This is a genomic window from Dactylosporangium salmoneum (assembly GCF_039532525.1).
GTDB classification, from domain to species: domain Bacteria; phylum Actinomycetota; class Actinomycetes; order Mycobacteriales; family Micromonosporaceae; genus Dactylosporangium; species Dactylosporangium salmoneum.
In genome coordinates this window covers 50396-69285 of sequence record NZ_BAAARV010000074.1, presented here as the reverse complement: position 1 = coordinate 69285, position 18890 = coordinate 50396, and the positions used below count along the sequence as shown (strand labels likewise).

At 71.8% G+C, this 18890-nt stretch carries 15 protein-coding genes; 4 read left to right on the top strand and 11 right to left on the bottom strand.

Annotated features, from left to right (window positions below; translation table 11 throughout):
* Positions 1-6: 6 nt before the first annotated feature.
* The 3 genes from ABD352_RS57830 to ABD352_RS37945 are packed head-to-tail and all read right to left on the bottom strand — an operon-like array spanning position 7 to position 7054.
* Positions 7-453 (bottom strand): MbtH family NRPS accessory protein, encoded by a 447-nt coding sequence (locus ABD352_RS57830; protein ID WP_425553827.1) that lies wholly within the window; start codon positions 451-453, stop codon positions 7-9.
* Positions 450-6605 (bottom strand): amino acid adenylation domain-containing protein, encoded by a 6156-nt coding sequence (locus ABD352_RS37950; protein WP_344617393.1) that lies wholly within the window; start codon positions 6603-6605, stop codon positions 450-452. Before ABD352_RS37950 ends, ABD352_RS57830 begins: the two co-directional genes overlap by 4 nt.
* On the bottom strand, positions 6602-7054 hold the full coding sequence (locus ABD352_RS37945; protein WP_344617392.1) for an AMP-binding protein: 453 nt from the start codon (positions 7052-7054) through the stop codon (positions 6602-6604). The genes ABD352_RS37950 and ABD352_RS37945 overlap by 4 nt, the downstream gene beginning before the upstream one ends.
* A gap of 77 nt (positions 7055-7131) precedes the next feature.
* On the opposite strand from ABD352_RS37945, the gene ABD352_RS37940 reads away from it, so the two are divergent.
* Positions 7132-8457 (top strand): condensation domain-containing protein, encoded by a 1326-nt coding sequence (locus ABD352_RS37940; protein WP_344617391.1) that lies wholly within the window; start codon positions 7132-7134, stop codon positions 8455-8457.
* Positions 8458-8500: 43 nt separating this feature from the next.
* Here ABD352_RS37940 and ABD352_RS37935 read toward each other — a convergent pair whose 3' ends face one another.
* The gene (locus ABD352_RS37935; RefSeq protein ID WP_344617390.1) at positions 8501-9892 is read right to left on the bottom strand and encodes an MFS transporter; all 1392 of its coding nucleotides are present in this window, start codon (positions 9890-9892) and stop codon (positions 8501-8503) included.
* Positions 9893-9990: 98 nt separating this feature from the next.
* On the opposite strand from ABD352_RS37935, the gene ABD352_RS37930 reads away from it, so the two are divergent.
* Complete coding sequence (locus tag ABD352_RS37930) at positions 9991-10869, top strand: LysR family transcriptional regulator (protein WP_344617389.1); 879 nt, start codon at positions 9991-9993, stop codon at positions 10867-10869.
* A gap of 171 nt (positions 10870-11040) precedes the next feature.
* Here ABD352_RS37930 and ABD352_RS37925 read toward each other — a convergent pair whose 3' ends face one another.
* The 4 genes from ABD352_RS37925 to ABD352_RS37910 all read right to left on the bottom strand — a co-directional run bounded on the left by ABD352_RS37925 (position 11041) and on the right by ABD352_RS37910 (position 13954).
* A complete protein-coding gene (locus ABD352_RS37925) occupies positions 11041-12156 on the bottom strand; it encodes a NosD domain-containing protein (RefSeq protein ID WP_344617388.1) in 1116 nt (371 codons plus the stop codon).
* Positions 12157-12354: 198 nt separating this feature from the next.
* A complete protein-coding gene (locus tag ABD352_RS37920; RefSeq protein ID WP_344617387.1) occupies positions 12355-13134 on the bottom strand; it encodes a DUF2470 domain-containing protein in 780 nt (259 codons plus the stop codon).
* Between the two features lie 106 nt (positions 13135-13240).
* Positions 13241-13537 (bottom strand): DUF1540 domain-containing protein, encoded by a 297-nt coding sequence (locus ABD352_RS37915; protein WP_344617386.1) that lies wholly within the window; start codon positions 13535-13537, stop codon positions 13241-13243.
* Positions 13538-13789: 252 nt separating this feature from the next.
* A complete protein-coding gene (locus ABD352_RS37910) occupies positions 13790-13954 on the bottom strand; it encodes a hypothetical protein (RefSeq protein WP_344617385.1) in 165 nt (54 codons plus the stop codon).
* Positions 13955-14177: 223 nt separating this feature from the next.
* Between ABD352_RS37910 and ABD352_RS37905 the strand changes: the two genes are divergently transcribed.
* Both ABD352_RS37905 and ABD352_RS37900 read left to right on the top strand, forming a co-directional pair.
* Entirely contained in the window at positions 14178-14468 is a 291-nt protein-coding gene (locus ABD352_RS37905) for a PadR family transcriptional regulator (RefSeq protein WP_344617384.1), read from the top strand.
* The gene (locus ABD352_RS37900) at positions 14465-15211 is read left to right on the top strand and encodes a hypothetical protein (RefSeq protein WP_344617383.1); all 747 of its coding nucleotides are present in this window, start codon (positions 14465-14467) and stop codon (positions 15209-15211) included. The genes ABD352_RS37905 and ABD352_RS37900 overlap by 4 nt, the downstream gene beginning before the upstream one ends.
* A 74-nt stretch (positions 15212-15285) precedes the next feature.
* Here the strand turns inward: ABD352_RS37900 and ABD352_RS37895 are convergent, their stop codons facing one another.
* From ABD352_RS37895 to ABD352_RS37885, 3 genes are all read right to left on the bottom strand, one after another.
* Positions 15286-16554 carry a COG4705 family protein gene (locus tag ABD352_RS37895; protein WP_344617382.1) on the bottom strand — a complete coding sequence of 423 codons (1269 nt, stop codon included), beginning with the start codon at positions 16552-16554 and terminating at the stop codon, positions 15286-15288.
* 157 nt (positions 16555-16711) lie between these two features.
* Complete coding sequence (locus tag ABD352_RS37890) at positions 16712-17518, bottom strand: COG4705 family protein (protein WP_344617381.1); 807 nt, start codon at positions 17516-17518, stop codon at positions 16712-16714.
* Positions 17519-17598: 80 nt separating this feature from the next.
* The gene (locus tag ABD352_RS37885) at positions 17599-18858 is read right to left on the bottom strand and encodes a cytochrome P450 (RefSeq protein WP_344617380.1); all 1260 of its coding nucleotides are present in this window, start codon (positions 18856-18858) and stop codon (positions 17599-17601) included.
* Positions 18859-18890 lie beyond the last annotated feature (32 nt).

Below are 18890 nucleotides of genomic sequence, written 5' to 3'. Positions count from 1 at the left end.
GCGAGCTCAGCCGCCCCCGCGGCGGCGGAGCCGCTCGGCCGCGATGCACTCGGTCAGGCTGTCCAGGTCCTGCAGCGCGTCCTGCGTGAAGTCGACGGCCACGTCGTACTCCGTCTCGATCGCATCGACGAGGCGGACAACCGCCAGCGACGACACGCCCATGGCGACGAACGAGCAGTCGGCCGTGGCGACGTCACCCGGTGTGAGCCGGCCATCGCACGCCTCCGAGACGGCTCCGGTCAGCCAGGCGCGGATTCGTGTACGGGCCGGGGTCTGGTCGGTCCAGACCCGCTCGATGTGGTCGAGGCACTCGTCGCGGGTGCCGCGGTGGCCCTCGGCTACCCAGCCGGTCGGCAGGTTGTCGGCCGCGGCCCAGATCGAGTACTGATCGTCGGCGTTGATCACGACGCGGTAGTCCACAAGGCTCTGCTCAGGCTGGTCGACGACGGTCATCTGGTCTCCGCTTCCAGCAGGCCGGCTACCTCGTCGTCGCTGAGTGCGGCCAGATCGTCGAGCAGCCGCTGCTCGACCGTGGCAGCCAGGTCGGCAAGCCGGCGATGCGTGAAGAACAGCCGGATGGGCAGGTCGAGGTCGGTGATGGCGCGCAGCCGGGCGGCCACGCGGGTGGCGAGCAGGGAGTGACCGCCGAGTACGAAGAAGTCGTCGTCCACGCCGACGCTGTCGAGGCCGAGGACGTCGGCCCAGACGTCGGCGATCAGCTGCTCGGCGTCGGTGCGCGGCGGCGTGGACGGTCCGGTCCGGCCGTCCGCGGGCGGCGGCAGGGCCCGCCGGTCGATCTTGCCGCTGGGCGTGCGGGGGAGCGAGTCGACCGCGATCCAGCGGTCCGGCACCATGTGCCCGGGCAGCCGGGTCGCGAGCCGGGCGCGGAGCGCGTCGATCGGCGCGGCGCCGGCCACGTAGGCGACCAGGGCTCCGTCGTGGGCGACCACCACCGCCCCGGTCACGCCCGGGCACGCGAGCAGGCTGTGCTCCACCTCGGCCGGTTCGATCCGGAACCCGCGCACCTTCAGCTGGTCGTCGAACCGGCCGGCGAAGTCGAGGCGGCCGTCCGCCCGCAGCCGCACGCGGTCGCCGGTCCGGTAATGGCGCGCGCCGCGCCACGTGACGAACCGGTCCCGGGTGAGGTCGTCCCGGCCGAGGTAGCCGCGGGCGAGGCCGGCGCCGCCGAGCAGCAGCTCACCGAACGCGCCGGGTGGCACCGGGCGCAGGTCGGCGTCGACCACCGCGACGCGCACACCGGGCAGCGGCACGCCTATCGCCGGCGGGGCGGCCGTGTCGTGCGGGCCGAGGTCGGTCGCGGTCGCGATGATCGTGGCTTCGGTTGGGCCGTACGTGTTCACCAGCCGGACGGTGTCGCCGAACCGGGCGCGCCAGCGGCCCACGGCTGCCGCGTGCACCGCCTCGCCGCCGAGGATGACCAGCCGCAGCCGGGGCGGCCAGGCGATCGCGTCGATCTGGGCGACCAGGTCGTGCCAGTACGCGGTGGGCAGGTCGAGCACGGTGATGTCGGCTCCCGCCGGACCGGCGAGCACGTCGGTCAGGCTGAGCGGGCCGTCCGGGAGCAGCCGTACCGTGGCTCCGGCGCCGAGCGCGGGCCAGAGCTCCTCCGCGTGCGCGTCGAACGCGAGCGGCGCGAACTGCACGATCGTGTCGCCCCGGCCGAGCCGGTAGTCGCGGCGCATCCAGTCGACCCGGGCGGCGAGCGCTTCGTGCTCGACAACGACGGCCTTCGGGGTACCGGAGGATCCGGACGTGTAGAGCACGTACGCGGCGCCGTCCGGGGTCGCGTGGTCCGTCGCGTCGCCCTCCGGCGCTGCGGCCGGCTGGTCGAGCACCCGCAGGCCGTCCGGCCATGGTGCGTCCCCGACGGCCAGGACGGGCCGGCTGTCGGCGATGAGCGCGCTGATCCGTTCGGCCGGCTGCGCCGGATCGATCGGCAGGTACGCGCCACCGGCGCGCCAGACCGCCAGCAGCGCGACGACGGTGTCAAGGTCCCGGTGCGCGGCGACGGCGACCAGCCAGCCGTCCGCCCCGACTCCGGACGCGCGCAGCACGGTGGCGAGTGCGTCGGCCCGGCGGTTGAGTTCGCCGTACGTCAGCGACTCCGTGCCACACCGGACCGCGACCGTGTCCGCCGCCGCGAGGCGGGGCAGCGCGGACACCGGCGGCAACGTCGGTGCGCCGGTCGCCGGGGCGGCGAGGGAGTCGACCAGCGCCTCGTCGTCGGGACTCAGCAGCGGCAGGGCGCCCACCCCGGTGCCCGGATCGGCGGCGATGCCGGCGCACAACACCTCGAACCGGCGCGCCCAGCGCTCGACCGTCGCCGCGTCGAACAGGTCGGTGTCGTAGCCGAAGACGAGCGTCAGGCCGTCGGCGGTCCGCCACGCCTCCAGCATCACATCGAACTTGGCCTGGCGGTAGCCGGAGTCGAAGAACGACGCGTGCAGGTCGGCGAACCGGTCGACCCCGGTGCCTTCGTCCTGGGTGTGCAGGATGCACATGGTCTGGAACATCGGCGGCGTCGACGCGTCCCGGCCCGCGTCCGCGACGAGGTGCTCGAACGGCGCTTCCGCATGGGTCAGCGCGTCCAGCACGCACTCGCGGGCCCGGCCGAGCAGGCCGGTGAACGGCTCGGCCGGGTCGACCTGGTTGCGCAGCACGACGGTCCGGGCGAAGTAGCCGACGGCCCGCTCGGTCTCGACCCGGTCGCGGGCCGCCAGGGTCGAGCCGACCAGGATGTCGGACTGGCCGGTGTGCCGGGCGAGCAGCACCTGGTAGGCCGCGAGCAGCACGGCGAAGAGGCTGGTCCGGGCGCGGCCGGCCAGGTCCTCGAGGCGGGCGGTGACGTCGGCCGGCAGGCGGGTGCCGAGGAACGCGCCGCGGTGCGTGGGTTCGGCCGGACGGGGCCGGTCGGTCGGCAGGTCGAGCACGGTCGGCTCGGCGAGCCGTTCCCGCCAGTACGCGAGATCGGCCGCCGGGTCGCCGTGCGCCGCGGGTACCGGAGGCAGCGGCGCCGGCGGCTGGCCGGCGTAGAGCGCGGCGAGGTCCTCGCGCAGCACGTTGAGCGACCAGCCGTCCCCGGCGATGTGGTGCATGACCAGGCAGAGGACGTGATCGTCCGGGCCGAGCCGGAGCAGCGAGGCCCGCACCGGCGCGCCGGCCCGGAGGTCGAACGGCGCATTCGTCCGCTGCGCGACGGCGGCCCGGGCCGCCGCCTCGGATTCCAGGGCGAGCTCCTCGAACGGCACGGTGGCGGGGCCGACCTCGACGATCGGGTCGCCCCCGACCTCCGGATAGGCGCAACGCAGCGCGAGGTGCCGGGCGGCCAGCGCGTCCAGGGCCCGCCGCAGCGCGTGCCGATCCAGCCGGCCACGCAGGCGAAGCACCAGGAACATGTTGTACGAGGCGTCGTGCGGGTCCAGCCGCTGCAGGAACCACAGGCGGCGCTGGGCGGCGGACAGCGCCGGTGCGTCGTGCGGCGGCGCGTCGTCACCGCCGTCGCCGGCGCCGGGGATCCGCCCGGCCAGCGCCTCGACCGTCGGATGGTCGAACAGATCGCGGACCGTCAGGCCGGGCAGCCGCGCCGCGACCTTGACGGCCAGCAGCGAGTGGCCGCCCAGCGCGAAGAAGTCGTCGTGCACCCCCACGTCGGCGGCGCCGAACACCTCGGCGAACACGGCGGCGACGCGCGTTTCGGCCGCGGTGCGCGGCGGCACGTACGCCGCGGCTGCGTACGGTCGCGGGTCGGGCAGGGCGGCCCGGTCCACCTTGCCGTTCGGGGTGAGCGGCAGCGCGTCGAGCACCGTGACCGTGGCCGGCACGGCGTAGCCCGGAAGCGTGGCGCGGGCCGCGTCGCGGATCGCGGCGGGGTCGACGCCGGCGCCGGGGCGGGCCGTCACGTACGCGACGAGCGCATCGTCGCGGACCGCGGCGACGGCGGCGGCGACGCCCGGACAACCGGCGAGCACGGTCTCGACCTCGCCCAGCTCGACCCGGTGGCCGCGCACCTTGACCTGCGTGTCGAGCCGGCCGAGGAACTCCAGGGTGCCGTCCGCCCGCCGGCGGACGCGATCGCCGGTGCGGTACATCCGTGCCCCTGCCGGACCCCACGGGTCGGGCACGAAGCGGTCGGCGGTAAGCCGCGGCCGGCGGAGGTAGCCGAGCGCGACGCCGGCACCGGCGATGACGAGCTCGCCGGGCACGCCGGCGGGGACGGGCCGCATCCGGTCGTCGACGACGTAGACCCGGGTGCCTGGGATCGGGCCGCCGATCGCGACGGCCGCCGGGGGCTCGGGCACCGGCCAGTACGTCGACCAGATCGTCGTCTCGGTCGGGCCGTACACATTGATCAGCCGGCCGACGGTGCCGCGCAGCTCCGCGGCGAGCGTCGCCGGCAACGCCTCGCCGCCGACCAGCGCGGCAGGCACGTCATGGTCGAAGCCGGCGGCCAGCAGCATCCGCCAGCCGGACGGGGTGGCCTGCACATCGGTGACGCCGTTCGCGGCGATGAGCGCCCGGAGCGCCGCGCCGTCGCCGGTCTGTGCGTCGCCGGCGATGACGACCCGGCCGCCACGGCTGAGCGGCAGGTACAGCTCGAGTCCGGAGATGTCGAACGACAGCGAGGTGAGCGCGAGCCACGCGCGGCCCGCCTGCGGTCCGAGGATGTCGGCCATCGCGGCAACGAACGCGGCTAGCGCGCCGTGCGGCACGACCACGCCTTTGGGGCGTCCGGTGGACCCCGAGGTGTACAGCACATAGGCCGGGTCATCGGGGCCGATGGCGGTCACCGGCCCCGCCTCGTGCAGGGGCTCCTCGTCGGCGGCGTCGATCAGCAGCGGCGCGGCCTCGTGCGGGGGCTCCTCGTCGTCGGCGTCGATCAGCAGCGGCGCGGCCTCGTGCGGGGGCTCCTCGTCGTCGGCGTCGATCAGTAGCGACGCCGCGCCGAACCGCCCGGCGAACGAGGACTCGGTGAGCACCGTGCCGACGCCCGCGTCGGCGATGACGAACGCGATCCGGTCGGCCGGGTACGCCGGGTCGAGCGGCAGATATGCGGCGCCGGCCCGCCACACCGCCAGCAGCGCGACCACCATCGCCGGGCGCCGGGACAGCCCGACGCCGATCAGCGGTCCGCGTCCACGCAGGCGGGCGGCCAGCCGGTCGACCTCGGCGTCGAGGTCGCGGTAGGTGAGCTCGACACCGTCGCCGGTGACCGCGACGGCGTCCGGCGCGGACCGTGCCTGCGCCCGGAACAGCTCGCCGACCAGCGGAGCGGTCTGTCCGGCGCCGGTGTCGTTCCATCGGGTCAGCGCCTCGCGCCGTTCGTCGTCGTCGAGCCAGCACAGGTCACCGATCGCCGTGTCCGGCCGCCGGGCCGCGTCGTCGAGCAGGACGAGCAGGCGGCGGATCAGGCGCTGTGCGGTGCCGGGGTCGAACAGGTCGCGGTCGACCGTGAGCACACCGACCGCGGCCGCGGGACCCTGGATGACGTCGAGGGACACGTCGGTGCGGGCGACGTCGAACGGATGGTCCAGCAGCTCGACGTCGAGGTCGCCGAGGCGCGGCCGGTCCTGCTCCTGTCGCAAGTACATGATCATGGCTTGGAAGAGCGGGGTGCGGCTGCGGTCGCGGGGTGCGCCGACCGCCGACACCACGCGTTCGAACGGGGCGGCGCGGCTCAGCGCGCCGAGCACGGTCCGCCGGACGCCCCGTAGCAGCGCGCGGAACGTCGGACCGCCCGACAGGTCCGTCCGCAGCACCAGCGTCTCGGAGAAGCAGCCGACGTGGTCCTCGAGATCCGGGTCGTCGCGGCCGAGCACCGGCGTGCCGAGGCAGACGTCGTCCTGGCCGCTCATCCGGCCGAGCAGCAGCGAGAACGCCGCGACCAGCGCGGTGTACACGGTGGTGCGTTCGGCCCGGGCCACGGTCTCCAGGCGGCGCAGCAGGTCGACGGGGATGTCGAAGACGACGGAGCTGCCACGGCCGCGGCGCACCGGAGGCCGGGGCCGGTCGGTCGGCAGATCCAGCACCGGGGCACCGGCCAGCCGCTCGGTCCAGTACCCGAGGTCCGGCGGGTCGCCGGCCGCTACCGGTGGCAGCGCCGGCAGCTGCGGCAGCACGGCCGGGGCGCCGGTGGCGTATGCGTGGTACAGCACGTCGAGATCGCGGCGCAGCACCTGCAGCGACCAGCCGTCGGCCGCGATGTGGTGGGCGGCGAGCGCGAGCACGTGCTCATCGGGTCCGACGTCGACCAGCAGGCAGCGGGCCATCGGGCCGGTGGTGAGGTCGAACGGCCGCGTGACGAACGCGGCGACCAGGGCGCGGGCGTCCTCCAGGCCGGTCGCGACGGCGCGCTCCAGCCGGACGCCGTCAGCCGCCGGCGCCAGCACGGGCGCGCCGTCGAACAGCTCGACCCGGGTCCGCAGTGTCCCGTGCCGGCCGGTCAACGCATCCAGCGCGCGTCGCAACGCCGCCCGGTCCAGGCGCCCGCGCACGTGCATGACCAGCGGCAGGTGGTACGACGCGTCGGCCGGGTCCAGCTGGTGCAGGAACCACAGTCGCTCCTGGGCGGCCAGCAGTGCGCTCATCGCGGCTCCTCGTGGTGCGGGGTGGACAGGTCCTCGCCGCATCGCGAGCCGGCGCCGTCGCCGGCTGCCTGGGTCCATCCGCCGGGCCAGTCGGGCGTGCCGCCCGCGTGCACCAGCCCGGCGGCATCGCAGTCGGCGAGCACGTGCGCCAGCTCGGCGGGGGCCGCGTCGGCGGAGACCGGCACGGCGACCGCGCCCAGGCGTTGCACCGCTACGTACGCGACCGCGTAGTCGAGCCACTCGGCAGCACCGAACCGCAGGCCGACGCGATCGCCCGGCGCGACGCGGCGCTGCATCAGCCGTTCCGCGAGGTCGGCCGCACGGCGCTGCCAGGAGCCGAATGTCAAGGCGCCGATGCCGTCGACGACCAGGGCCTCGCGGTCCGGCTCCGATGCGGATCGGGCGGCGAGGAGGCGGGGCACCGTTGTCGCGACCGCGTGCAAAACCACGGCGACAGGGTTGCACGGCGCAGTGAAGTCCTGCAATATTCCACCCGGTCGACTGTAGAAACTGGACGGGAACGCGAATGAACTCGACTCGACGTGGGCCGCTGACATGCGCGCAACGTGAGTGGTTCATGGACGTCGGTATCGACGCGGACTCGCCGTGGTCGTACGCCACGAACTTCACCAGCGTGGTCAACGGCTCCGCCGCACAGGTGGGTGTCGTGCTGGCGGCGATCGGTGATCTGCTCGATCGGCACGAGGGGCTGCGGACGCTGCTGCCCGCGACCGATTCCGGCCATCGCGAGCAGCACGTTCTCCCGGCAGCGGAGCGGCTCGGCGACGTGGTGCGGATCGCGCCGGCCGGTCCGGCGGCCGACCAGGCGATCGCGGCGGCCTCGGCCACGGTGTTCCGGCTCGCGGAGCAACAGCCGATACGCTTCGTGCTGGAGGCCGCCGAGGACGCCGTCCAGCGGATCGGCATCGTCGTCGACCACTCCGCGATCGACGGATGGGGCATGCGGGTGCTCCGCAGCGACTTCGTGCAAGCCTTGCGCAGTCGCATGAGCGGACGTCCGGCGTTCGACGGCCAGCCCGCGCCGGAGCAGCCCTTGGAAACGGCCGAGTGGGAGATGTCCGAACCGGGCCGCGCCTATGCCGAGCGTGCGGAGGCGCACTGGCGGCGCCAGCTCTGCGCAGTGCGCGACGGACTGTCCGGCTGGCGGCCGAACAGCGGGCCGGCACCGGCGGACCCGGTGCTGCAGTCCCGGTGGCTCGCCTCGGCGCGCGCCGCCCGAGCCGCACAGGCCGTCGCCACCCGCACCGGAATGCCGGTATCGGCGATCTACCTGACCGCGTTCGGCTCGGCGATCAGCCTGGTCGAGGGCGCACCGTGCGCCGGTATCCGATCACTGGCCGCGAACCGGTTGTCGGCGGGCACGCAGGCCTCGGTCCGCAAGGCGGTCATGCCGGTGCCCGTCCTCGTGCCGGGGACGGGCGACCTGGCCGCGCGGCTCGCCGCCACGGCCAGCAACCAGCTGCACGGCCACCGGTTCGCCAACCTCGACCCGGGCCGAGCCGCGGCGATCAGTGCCGAAGTCCTCGGTGAACTGGCTGCGACGGGCGCGGCCATGGCCCGGTTCAACTACATCGACGCATCCATCGTGGGCAGCGCGGCGAACAGCCGATCACTCGGCGCCGAGGCCATCCCCTTCATGGACCCAGCCGTACAGGACCGGATCACCGAACAGCCCGACCGGCCCGGCGGGTCGCGATACATCCTGTCGGTGCAGCACCGGCCGGTCGCGGCGCTGATGACGATCGCCTGTCACCGCGACACGGCGTGGGCACCGGCGGCCGGCGACATGCTGCGCCATGTGGAGGACGTGCTGGTGCGCGCGTCCGAGTAGGTCCGCCGCAATGCTGTCGTCACGCTCCGATTCAGCCGGCCCGTCAGGTCTCGGCCTTGACGCATTCGCGCGTCCCAGTCGAGTTTGATGACGGTGCCGCCGCCGAGCCGTCCGGAGCATGCGAAGTCGTGGCTGACGACGCTTCCGCGGTACGCGTCGAGGGGTGGGCCACGGCCGCCGGTGGCAGCCGCCTCGACCGGCGACGGGACCAGACCTGGATCAGCACGATCGCGCCCGCGGCGACGGCCGGGACGAGGCCGCAGACGGCCATCCCGAAGCGCGCGCCGACGTGGTTGGTGAGTGCCCCGATGAGGGGTGCGCCGAGCGGGGTCCCGCCGGTGAACACCAGCATGTAGAGGCCCATCACGCGGCCGCGCATCTCCGGGTCGACCCACAGCTGGACCGACGAGTTCGCCAGCGCCTGGAATGCCAGGTTGACGAACCCCATCACGACCAGCAGCGGCAGGAACGTCGGCAGGTTCGGCGCGGCGGCGGCGAGTGCCTGCAGCACCCCGAACAGCCCGGCGTACAGGACGATGGGCCGCAGCCGGGTGGACGTCCCCGATCCGGCGGCGAGCGCGCCCATCGCGGAGCCGGCGGCCAGCACGACGTTGAACAGTCCGTACATGCTGGCCGTCCCGTGGAACGTCTGGGTCGCGATGGCCGTCAGTACGATCGGGAAATTCAGGCCGAACGTACCGATGACGCCGACAAGAAGGACCGTCCAGAACACGTGCGGGCGTTGTCGCACGTACCTCGCGGCATTGCGGAACGCTCGAGGCTCGCGGCTCGCCGGCGGCGCGGGCGTCATGTCACCCGGTCGCAAGCGGAGCAGCGCGATCGTGGGGCCGAGGTAGCACAGGGCGTTGCATGCGAAGACCCATCCGGTGCCGGCGGTGTCGATGAGCACGCTGGCGACCGCCGGGCCGATGAGCCGGGTGGCCTGGAAGGCCGTCGCGTTGAGGGAGACCGCTTGGCGCAGATGGTTCATCGGTACGACCTCGGTCGCGAAGACCTGGCGGGTCGGGGCCTCGACGGCGAAGACGAGCCCGGTCAGCAGGGCGATCAGGAACACGTACTGGATGCGGACCACGCCGAGGACGGTGAGGACGGCGAGCGTGCCCGTCAGGCAGGCGTTCAGCGTCTGTGTGATGAGCAGGATCCGGCGTTTCGGGTAGCGGTCGGCGAGCTGGCCACCGTGGACGCCCAGGAAGAGGATGGGTAGGAACTGCAGGGCCATCGTGATGCCGACGGCCGTTGGGCTGTCCGTGAGCTGCAGCGCCAGCCAGTCCTGCGCGATGCTGCCCATCCAGGTGCCAATGCTGGCGAGGCTCTGTCCGATCAGATAGGTGCGGTAGCCGCGGTACCTCAGTGCGGCGAACGGGTTGTCGGCGGTGGTCGATTTCGAACTTCGGACGGCTGAAGCCGTACTCACTAGAAATCCTCTCGCGCGCTACTTGCCGATTCATCCTTCCTGGAAAGGCGACCCATACAGAAGACCGATAACCCGTCAGACAGTTATAGGGTTCCGTTATGACAGTGCCGTACGACCCCGAACTGCTGGCCACGCTGCTGGCGGTGGAACAGACCGGCAGCTTCACCCAGGCCGCGGCCCGGCTGCGGATCCGTCAGCCGACGGTCAGCCAGCACATCCGCCGGCTGGAGCAGCAGGTTGGTCGCACACTCGTGCACCGCACGACGCACTCGCTGTCCCTCACGCCGGACGGCGAGGCCATGATCGGCTTTGCGCGCACGATTCTGGCCGCGCACGAGCAGGCCGCGGCGTACTTCACCGGCGCGCAGCCGCGCGGCCGGCTCCGGATCGGGATGTCCGACGATCTCGCACTCACTCGGCTGCCGCAGATTCTCCGGGAGTTCCGCCGCGACTATCCGATGGTCGACTTCTACCTCACCGTCGAGCAGAGCAGGGTGTTGCACGAGTGGCTGGCCAACGACAAGCTCGACGTGCTCGTCGGCAAGCGGACGCCCGGCGACGAGCGTGGCCGGCTCGTCAAGCGCGACCGGCTCGTCTGGGTCGGCACCCCCGCCACGAAGCTCGACCTGACGAAGCCCGTGCCGCTGGTCGTCTACGCCGCACCCAGCCTGTCACGCTCCGAAATGCGCAAAGCGCTGATCCGGGCGCAGATCCCGTACCGCAGCGTGTGTGTCTGCCGCGGGGTGAACGGGCTGATCGCGGGGGTCGCGGCCGGCATCGGCATATCCGTCATGGGCGCCAGCCTGGTGCCTGCCCAGCTCACCACCCTGGGCCCGGCGTATCGCCTTCCCGAACTCGGACATATCGACCTGGTGCTCCTGGCCAATCCGCGGGCCGAGGAACGTCCCGCCACCAAGGCGCTGATCGCGGCCATCTTGGCCAGCGGGTCACGGTCACTGAGCGCATCGACCACGTGACGGGTTGCTGCGGCGGAAACCCAACGCGATGCACCGATGGCGGCCGCTCGGGGGTCTGCCCACCGCGATCGGTCGTCCGGCGCCGGTCGAGCGGGTGGAGATGCAGCGGTCGGCCACGGAAGGCACGCGATCGGGCTGCGTGCCTTCCGGGCCGGACGGGACTCCGGCGCGTTAGATGCAGACCACGCCCGAGCAGCCCAGCGGGTCGCCGGTCGAGTCGTTGCCGCCGCCGTCGATGACCGTCGACGGGTCGGCGAAGATGCCGTACCGGCCGTTGCCCTGCGTGAGGTTGTTGGCCACCGTCACGGCGGCCCCGGCCACCGTGGCGAAGTGGGCGCCGTCGGCCAGCGGGCGGCCGAGCCGGTCGTTGACCCCGCCCACGAGGCCGTTGCCGATGAACGAGTTGCCGGACACCGACGCCGTCCCGCCCGTGGTGGACGAGACCTCGAACAGCACGCCGGCCGCGGTGTTGCCGGTGAACGTGTTGCCGGAGATGACCGTGCCGGAGACGGGGGCCAGGTCGGGCACCGTCGTGCGGACGCCGATCGTGTTGCCGGTGAACGTGTTGCCCAGGATCTGGCCGCCGGTGCTGGAGGCGTTGATCCGCACGCCCTCGGCCGCGCCCTGGATCGTGTTGCCCTGGATCAGGATGTTCTTCGACGCGGTGCTGTAGGAGATCGGCGCCCGGGTGAAGGTGCTGGTGGTCAGCTTCACCGAGTTGGACTCGCCGATCGAGACCGCGCCGTCGGTCAGCCCGCTCAGCGTCACCTTGAAGGTGTTGGCCTCGAAGGCGGTGAGCGGGGCGTGGTCGAGCGTGTCGTGGCTCAGCATGACGCCGGTGCTCGCCTGGACCTGTACCTGGGCGTTGGTCACCGTCGTGCTGAGGATCGTCGAGTCCGAGGCGTTGAGGAGCTTGATGCCGACACCGTCGCTGATGTGCAGGTTCCGCAAGGTCTGGCGCTGCGACAAGAAGCCGTAGAAGCCCTGCGTGAAGCCGCTGATGCCGCCGTTGGTCACGGTCACGTCGTTGGCCGAGGAACTGCGCACCGCCGTGCCGGTGCCGGTGCCGATGATGTTGTAACCGCCGAGGTTGACGGTGACGCCGGCGGCCCCGACGATGAGCGCGTCGCCGGCGCAGGTGAGGTCGGCGGTCAGCGTGACGCTGGCCGTGATCGTCGAGCCGCACAGCGGGTTCGCCAGCGCGCCGGTGGCCGGCACGGCCGCGAAGGCGGCGCCAACCGCGGCGGCGACCAGGATCCGCGGCGCGAAACGGGATATCTTGCGCATGAGTCACGTCCTTCTGGATCGGGCGGAGCGGCGTGCTGTCGAGCCAGACACTATCGACGCACACCGATGCCTGAGGCCCCGTTTCACGTGACGGCAAAACTCCTATTTGAGAACGAGATCGACCACGGGCAGTGCGGACGCTGCACCGCCTCGGCCAGCTGGTCGGTCGGCGCGCTCCGCGTTGGGGTGCTGTTCGGCCTATCCGCGCAAGTGACGGTCGACGCCTGGAAACAGCCGGCGCAGTTCCTGGTCGAGGGTGGTCTGGTCGGTTGCGCGGACATGGAACGGTAGCCGGATGTCACGATGCCGGTATCCGGTCTCGGCCCGCAGGGTCAGCCCGTCGGCATCGACGGCCACTGGCACCAGCTGGGTGCCGCTGTCGGTCAGGGCCGGGTCTACCACCGAGGCGAGTAGGTGCATGCGATGGCGGTCGTGCCGGACCAGTCGGGCCAGGCGTGACAGGTGCACGGCCTCGACCGCGGCGAGCGGGTCGGGACGCGCCGCGCGATAGGCCGCGACGGGCACCTGGACGGTGGCCGCATGGCGTTCGACGCGCACACTGTCGGGCTCCACTGCCCACAGGGCTACCGGCGGCAGGTCGAGCAGCCCCGAGACGGCGTCGTCGTCGCACGAGTCGAGGACGGCTGGGTCGAATCGGCCGATCTTGCCAGTCACGGCCACCCGTGCCCGCACTCGAGCGCGTACCGCCACGGGCACCAGGTGGGTGAAATCGAGCCTGACGGCACCGTCTGAGCCGCGGGCGGCGACGAGCAGCCCACCCAGCGGGGTCATCGCGTCGACGGCGACGACGACCGTGCCGTCGGGCAGCACGGTGTGCGCGTCGATCAGGTCGGCGGCGACGCCGGCCACCTCCAGCCGCAGCGAAGTACAGGTCGCGACGGCGGAGCGAACCTCGATGGCGTCGGGTGACGGCCTGTAATCGGCAAGTGCCGATGGCCGGTCGGGTTCGGCAAGCACGCCGGCCTCCTTCCACTGCGGTCAACAGAGGTCAGCCTACCCCAGTAGGTAAGGCTTACCTTAGTCGAGGACCGCAGTGCAAGGAGGCCCGGTGGCCTCTGCCGGGTCAGGTCGGCTGGTAGGTCAGGCAGTCGCTGACCGTGATGCCTGCGCCGACCTGGACGGACTGCGCTGTGCAGGCGAGGTTGTTGTTGTGGGCACAATCGGTGCGGGCGCATGCGCCGACGCTGCCGGTAATCTCCGCGATGCCCCCGTGCACCGACGACTCGACGAAGGTCGCGCAGGACGCGGCGTCGCCGGCCTTCGCGACGGTTACGGCCGGGGCGTGACAGCCCCCATCGTTGAAGCTGCATGTGGTGGCGGCGCATGCGCGCACGGCCGGCATCTGCAAAAGGGTCTTCATGGTTCCTCCGTTCCCTGTTCCCACCGTAATCGGCCGAGGCGTGATCAACTGCAACAATGGTCAGGGAATCATCCGGCGGCGGGTTTCCTCCCGGCCGTGTAAGACGGCTTTGGGCGGCATCATGCCTGGTCAGGCTGGTGATACTGATTGCCGGCAAATCGTCTGGCCGTTCGCGGAAGCCTGTTGCACCGAAGGTAAGGCTACGCTTTGTTTCCCTCCTTCCGGAAAGGGAGAATTCGGATTCGGAGAGCATCAGGATCGCCGCCGGGCAGCCCGGGAATGCTCCGGATGCCGGGTCAGGCCGCTGGGTCCCGCCGTGCTTGCCACGACGACGAAGCCGATCGCGGTCGCGACGGCTTCGGCGCCGCGCGGCAGGAGAAGCCCGAGGGTGAAGGCGATCGCGGCGATGCTGAGCATGCACAGCGTCAGGTAGCCGGTGGCGGCCAGTGCCCGGCCGAGCGTACGACGGCGATGAGCACCGACGCGGCCAGAGCGGCGCGAGCGTAGCCAGGACGGCGGCGAACCCCGCGGATCTCGTAGTCGTCATAGTACGCACCTCGTAGTACGAGGCAAGTAGTATCGCAGTGCGTAGTATGATCCGGGTGTCGATGGGAGACCGATGTACAGCACCGACGCACAGATGGTGGTGCTCACCGTCCTGGCGGACGGCCCGCGCCACGGCTACGCCATCAACGCGGCGATCGAGACGCTCACCGGCCGCAAACTGGGGCCCGGCAGCCTCTACGGGGCGCTGACCCGGCTCGAAGCCCGCGGCCTGATCGAGCCGGTGGCCGATGGCGCCGACGGCCAGGAACGGCAGCGCACCATGCGGATCACCGAGGCGGGCCGCACGTCGCTGCGGGCTGAGCTTGAGCAGCTGTCGCGGGTGACGCAGGCCGGCCTGCGCGCGCTGGGGGTCGAGCCGGCATGAGCGCCCCGGAGATCATCGTCGCGCTGTATCCGCCCGCTGTCCGTGAACGGTGGGGAGCCGAGATCGGCCGGGAGGTCGCCGAGCGCGGCGCCCGCACCTGGGCCGACGCGGTCGCCGGCGCGGTCCGGCTCTGGCTGCACCCCCGCGACTGGCCCGAGACCGCCGCCGGGCAGACCCGCCGCGTCGTGGCCGTCGCCGTCTTCGCCGTGACCGCCGCCGCGATGCTGTTGCTGCGCGCCGCCGAACCGGTCCCGTACCCGCACGTGAGCGTGCTGTGGCTCGCACCGCTCGCCGCCGGTGCGCTGGTCGCCGCCCCGCTGCCACCGCTGACCTGGCACACGGTGCGGATGCTGGGGGCGGTGACGGCCCGCACCATGACGTTGCCCGCCGTGCTGGTCGTCGCCATGGTGGTGCTGGCCAACAGCGGCGTGGTCGACCATCCGAGCGGAGTCCTCGATGTCGCCCTGGTCGCCTTCTACTGGTCGACCCTGGCCTACGTCGCGTTGCGGACGTGCACGTTGATCGCCCGCGTCCTGCCCGGTTGTGTCGTGCCGACGACCCGCCGGCTGCGCGGTGCGCTGCTGCTCGCCGGCGCCGGCATGGCCGTGGCCGCCGGGGAGGGCGCGATGGCCGCGGTCCACGCGGCCGTCAACGTCGGCGGCGTGTGCGTGACCGCGGCGCTCGCGCTCCTGGCCGCGGTGACCCTGCAGACCGGGCGGAACCTGGACCGACCTGCCACCTGAGCCACGACCGTGGCGCAGCATGCAGCGGGTCCGCATCCATGGGTGCGGACCCGCTGCGGCAGACCGGTCCTGCGTCAGACCCCGTCGAACGTGTTCAGCGTGTTCATCAGGCTGGTGACAGCGGATGCGGAGTCTGCCTGGGTGGGGTTCGACGCGCGTAGGGCCGTGAGCACGGCGTCGATCTGGTCGTCGAGCTGGTGCCACTTGGTGGCGTCGCGCGGCTTGAGCCCGGCCTCGGCGTCGTCCCAGGCCACCTCGAGGTCCTTGACGCGGGTCTTGGCACCCGCGAGGTCGTTCTTGGCGACCTTGGCCTGCACGTCGGCGACGATCACCGCGAACTTGCTGAGATTGCCCAGTTTGGTCGTCGGGTGCGGTTGCCGAGCCGCGGTGGAGGCGCCCGACGCACCCGCCGTGACCGTGGCCGGCGCAACGTCGGCCTGGGTATCCGTGGCCGGCTGCGATCCCTGCGCCATGCTGAGCCCGAAACCGACGACGGCAACGGCCAGGGCTGCCGTACCGGCCCACGCAAAGTCCTGACCGTTGCCGCCACGCGGCCCCGCCCCCTTCTCGGCGACACCGTGGCGGTTGACCAGCAGCTGTTCGCGCACGACGAGCACGACAATGGCCGCCAGGAACAGCAGGCTGGTGGCGCTCGCGCCCAGGGCCAGCCCGCCGAGGTCCTTGTCCTGCGTGAGCAGGTCGCCAAGTGAGGCGCCGAGCGGCCGGGTGAGCACGTAGGCGATCCAGAACGTCAGCACCTGGCCGGCGCCGAGGCGCAACGCGATCCACGTCGCGAGGATCAGACCGCCGAAGATCAGCGCGCCGTTGCGGAAGCCCAGGTTGAGCGCCTCGGTGGCGAAGTCGCCGGCGGCGGTCCCGAGCGCGAACGTGGTCAGGATCGCCGCCCAGTAGAAGCCTTCCCGGCGGCGCGTGTTGATGGAGGCGATCGCGAGCGTGCCCTCCTGCCGGTACCAGATCGCGAACACGACCACGAGCGTGACCGAGAAGACGGCGGTGCTGAGGGCGAGCGGCACGCCCAGGGTGTCGGTGAAGAAGTCGGTGAGCTGGGTGCCGAAAATGCTGACCAGCACCACGCAGAGCCAATAGATCCAGGGCGTGTAGCTACGGGTCCGCAACTGCACGACGAGCGCGGTCACGAGCAGGGCGAACATGATGGCATCGGTCACCGCGGGACCGAGGCCGACGTTCACGGTCAGGTAGTCCGCGAAGGTCTCTCCGATCGTCGTGGACAGCACTTTGATGACCCAGAACGTGGCGGTGATCGCGGGCACCTTGGTCTGCCACCCGCGCGTACTCACCAGCCTGTCGGCGGTAACGGACACAGCTCTCCTCACGACTCCGCTAAGGCATCGAATCCACAGAATTCGGCGGAAACGTACGCCAATCGTCCTGAAATTTCGCTGAAGAGCTGTGTCAGCCAGGTGTTGGTCTCGCGCGTCCGACCGCCCGGAAGCGCTGGCGCGCACGGCTACCGGCGGCTCAGCGGCTGGTGGGCTCGATGTCGGCGCGGGTGATGGCCAGGTAGGCGACCAGGATGATGATGAGCACGGCCCAGGCGGCGGTCACCGGGCCGGTTCCCAGGCCCAGGCCGCCGCGGTCGTGCGAGACGCCCATCCAGTCCGCGAAGGAGGCCCCGAGCGGGCGGGTGATCACGTACGCGGTCCAGAATGCGGCGACGGCGCTGAGCGTGCCGGTGCGGAAGGCGAGCGCCGGCAACGCGATCGCGGCGGCGAAGATGATGCCGGACAGCAGGTAGCCCCAGCCGAACGTCATGGCCGTCAGGTCGCCGGCGGCCGTGCCCAGTGCGAAGGTGGCCAGCACGGTGGCCCAGTAGAAGAACTCCCGGCGCGGCGTGGTGATGCTGTGGATGGACAGGGTGCGCTCGCTGGCGTACCAGACGACGAGGACGGCGGCGAGGGCGATCGCGAAGGCGATCGTGGAGACCAGGTACGGCACGCCCAGGCCGACGTGCAGGACGTCGGCCGCCATGGTGCCGAAGACGCTCACCATGATGACGGCGAACCAGTAGACCCCGGCCAGGTAGCGGCGCACCCGGAACTGCAGGGCCAGCGCCGCGGCGAGGCCGAGGCCGCCGAGGCCGACGGCCACCGGCGGCGCGACGGTGTGCGCCAGAAAGTCCGAGGCCGTCTCGCCCATGCCGGTGGTCAGCACCTTGATGATCCAGAAGAGGGCGGTGACCTGCGGTACCTTGGCCAGTCGGGACCGGGCGCCGGTGGATGCGGACTCATCGGTGAGGACGGCGCCTGGCTGCCACGCTGAAGTCATGCGCGCCAGATTGGCGGTGCAACACTGAGAGATCGCTGAACTCACGAGCCAGCTGGCCGCGCGCTGCGGACCGTCGCTGGCTACTGGCGATGGCGGGCGGCCGCGTGCGCGACCGCGCGCTGGGTGACCTCCTCGGCGGGGCGGACGCGGTCGAAGCGAATGGGGAGGTGCCGCGGGCCGCGGAGGCCGGGATTGGAACGGTACGGCGGCGGGTCGGCGAGCAGCCGAGGATTCTCCAGCCGCCGGGCCAGTTCGGTCAGGGCGATCTGGGTCTCCGCGCGGGCCAGGGGCGCGCCGAAGCAGTAGTGCACACTGCCGCCGAAGCCCAGGTGCTGAGCCTCCTGCGGATGGAGGTCGAAACGCTCGGGATCGTGCCGGGTCGGATCGAACACGTCGGGATCGGCTACATGGTCGGGATCGCGGCTGCCGGAGGCGAGGACCAGATAGATGTGTGCGCCCGCGGGAACGGTGGTGCCCGCGATGTCGAGGTCGTCGAGCGCTACTCGGGAGATGAGATGTACCGGTGGCTCGTAGCGCAGGAGTTCCTCGACCGTCGGGATGACGAACTCGGGTTCCTCGCGAATGCGTTCGAGCGCGGCCGGGTGGCGCAGCAGCGTCAGCATGCCGTTGGTGATGAGGTTGACCGTGGTCTCGTGCCCGGCGAACAGCAGCAGTGACGCGTTGGTCCGCAAGTCGGCTTGTGACATCGCTTCCGCGGTGCGGTCGTCGGTGACGAGTGCGGAGAGCAGGTCCTGCCCCGGCAGTTCACGGTGGGCATCGATCAAGGTGCCGAAGTACCGGCTCAGGTCGGCCCAGGCGTTGTCGGCGTTGCGACGGGCCTGTTCGTTCCTGGCCGCCTGCGGACCGATCCCCTCGACGAGGGCGTCGGCCCAGACGTGGAACCGGGGTTCGTCCTCCAGCGGCACCCCGAGCAGCCGGCAGATCGCTGTCACCGGCAGCGGATAGGCGAAGTCGTCCACAATGTCGATCTCGGTGCGCCCGTCGAGGCGGTCGATCAGCCCGGTGACGATCTCCAGAAGCTCGGGCCGCATCCGATCGATACGGTCGGGTGTCTCCGGCGGACCGTAGTAGCGATTCAGCGCGCGGCGGACCCGATCGTGCTCCGGCGGGTCCGTCTCGATGAAGCCCTGCAGGTTCCCTCTCCGCGAGCTGATCCGCGGGTCGTGCAGCAGGGCGACGATGTCCCGGTATCTGCTGACCACGTAGGTGCCGTCGGCCTCGCGCACGACCGGAGTCTTGCGCAACTCCCGATACAGCGGGTAGGGATCGGCCCGGTTGGCGTAGTCCTGGATCTGCTCGAAGATGGTGGCTGCGGCCATGTGGCTTCCTTGATGATCGATGGGCGGCCGGC

Excerpts from the sequence above, each read along its gene's own strand:
- ABD352_RS37910 (WP_344617385.1), bottom strand. The coding sequence starts at position 13,954 with ATGCTCAGCATCGCCGCGATCGCCTTCACCCTCGGGCTTCTCCTGCCG.
- ABD352_RS37915 (WP_344617386.1), bottom strand. The coding sequence starts at position 13,537 with ATGAAGACCCTTTTGCAGATGCCGGCCGTGCGCGCATGCGCCGCCACC.
- ABD352_RS37905 (WP_344617384.1), top strand. The coding sequence starts at position 14,178 with ATGGTGGTGCTCACCGTCCTGGCGGACGGCCCGCGCCACGGCTACGCC.
- ABD352_RS37930 (WP_344617389.1), top strand. The coding sequence starts at position 9,991 with ATGACAGTGCCGTACGACCCCGAACTGCTGGCCACGCTGCTGGCGGTG.
- ABD352_RS37925 (WP_344617388.1), bottom strand. The coding sequence starts at position 12,156 with ATGCGCAAGATATCCCGTTTCGCGCCGCGGATCCTGGTCGCCGCCGCG.
- ABD352_RS37890 (WP_344617381.1), bottom strand. The coding sequence starts at position 17,518 with ATGACTTCAGCGTGGCAGCCAGGCGCCGTCCTCACCGATGAGTCCGCA.
- ABD352_RS37940 (WP_344617391.1), top strand. The coding sequence starts at position 7,132 with ATGAACTCGACTCGACGTGGGCCGCTGACATGCGCGCAACGTGAGTGG.
- ABD352_RS57830 (WP_425553827.1), bottom strand. The coding sequence starts at position 453 with ATGACCGTCGTCGACCAGCCTGAGCAGAGCCTTGTGGACTACCGCGTC.
- ABD352_RS37900 (WP_344617383.1), top strand. The coding sequence starts at position 14,465 with ATGAGCGCCCCGGAGATCATCGTCGCGCTGTATCCGCCCGCTGTCCGT.
- ABD352_RS37950 (WP_344617393.1), bottom strand. The coding sequence starts at position 6,605 with ATGAGCGCACTGCTGGCCGCCCAGGAGCGACTGTGGTTCCTGCACCAG.
- ABD352_RS37885 (WP_344617380.1), bottom strand. The coding sequence starts at position 18,858 with ATGGCCGCAGCCACCATCTTCGAGCAGATCCAGGACTACGCCAACCGG.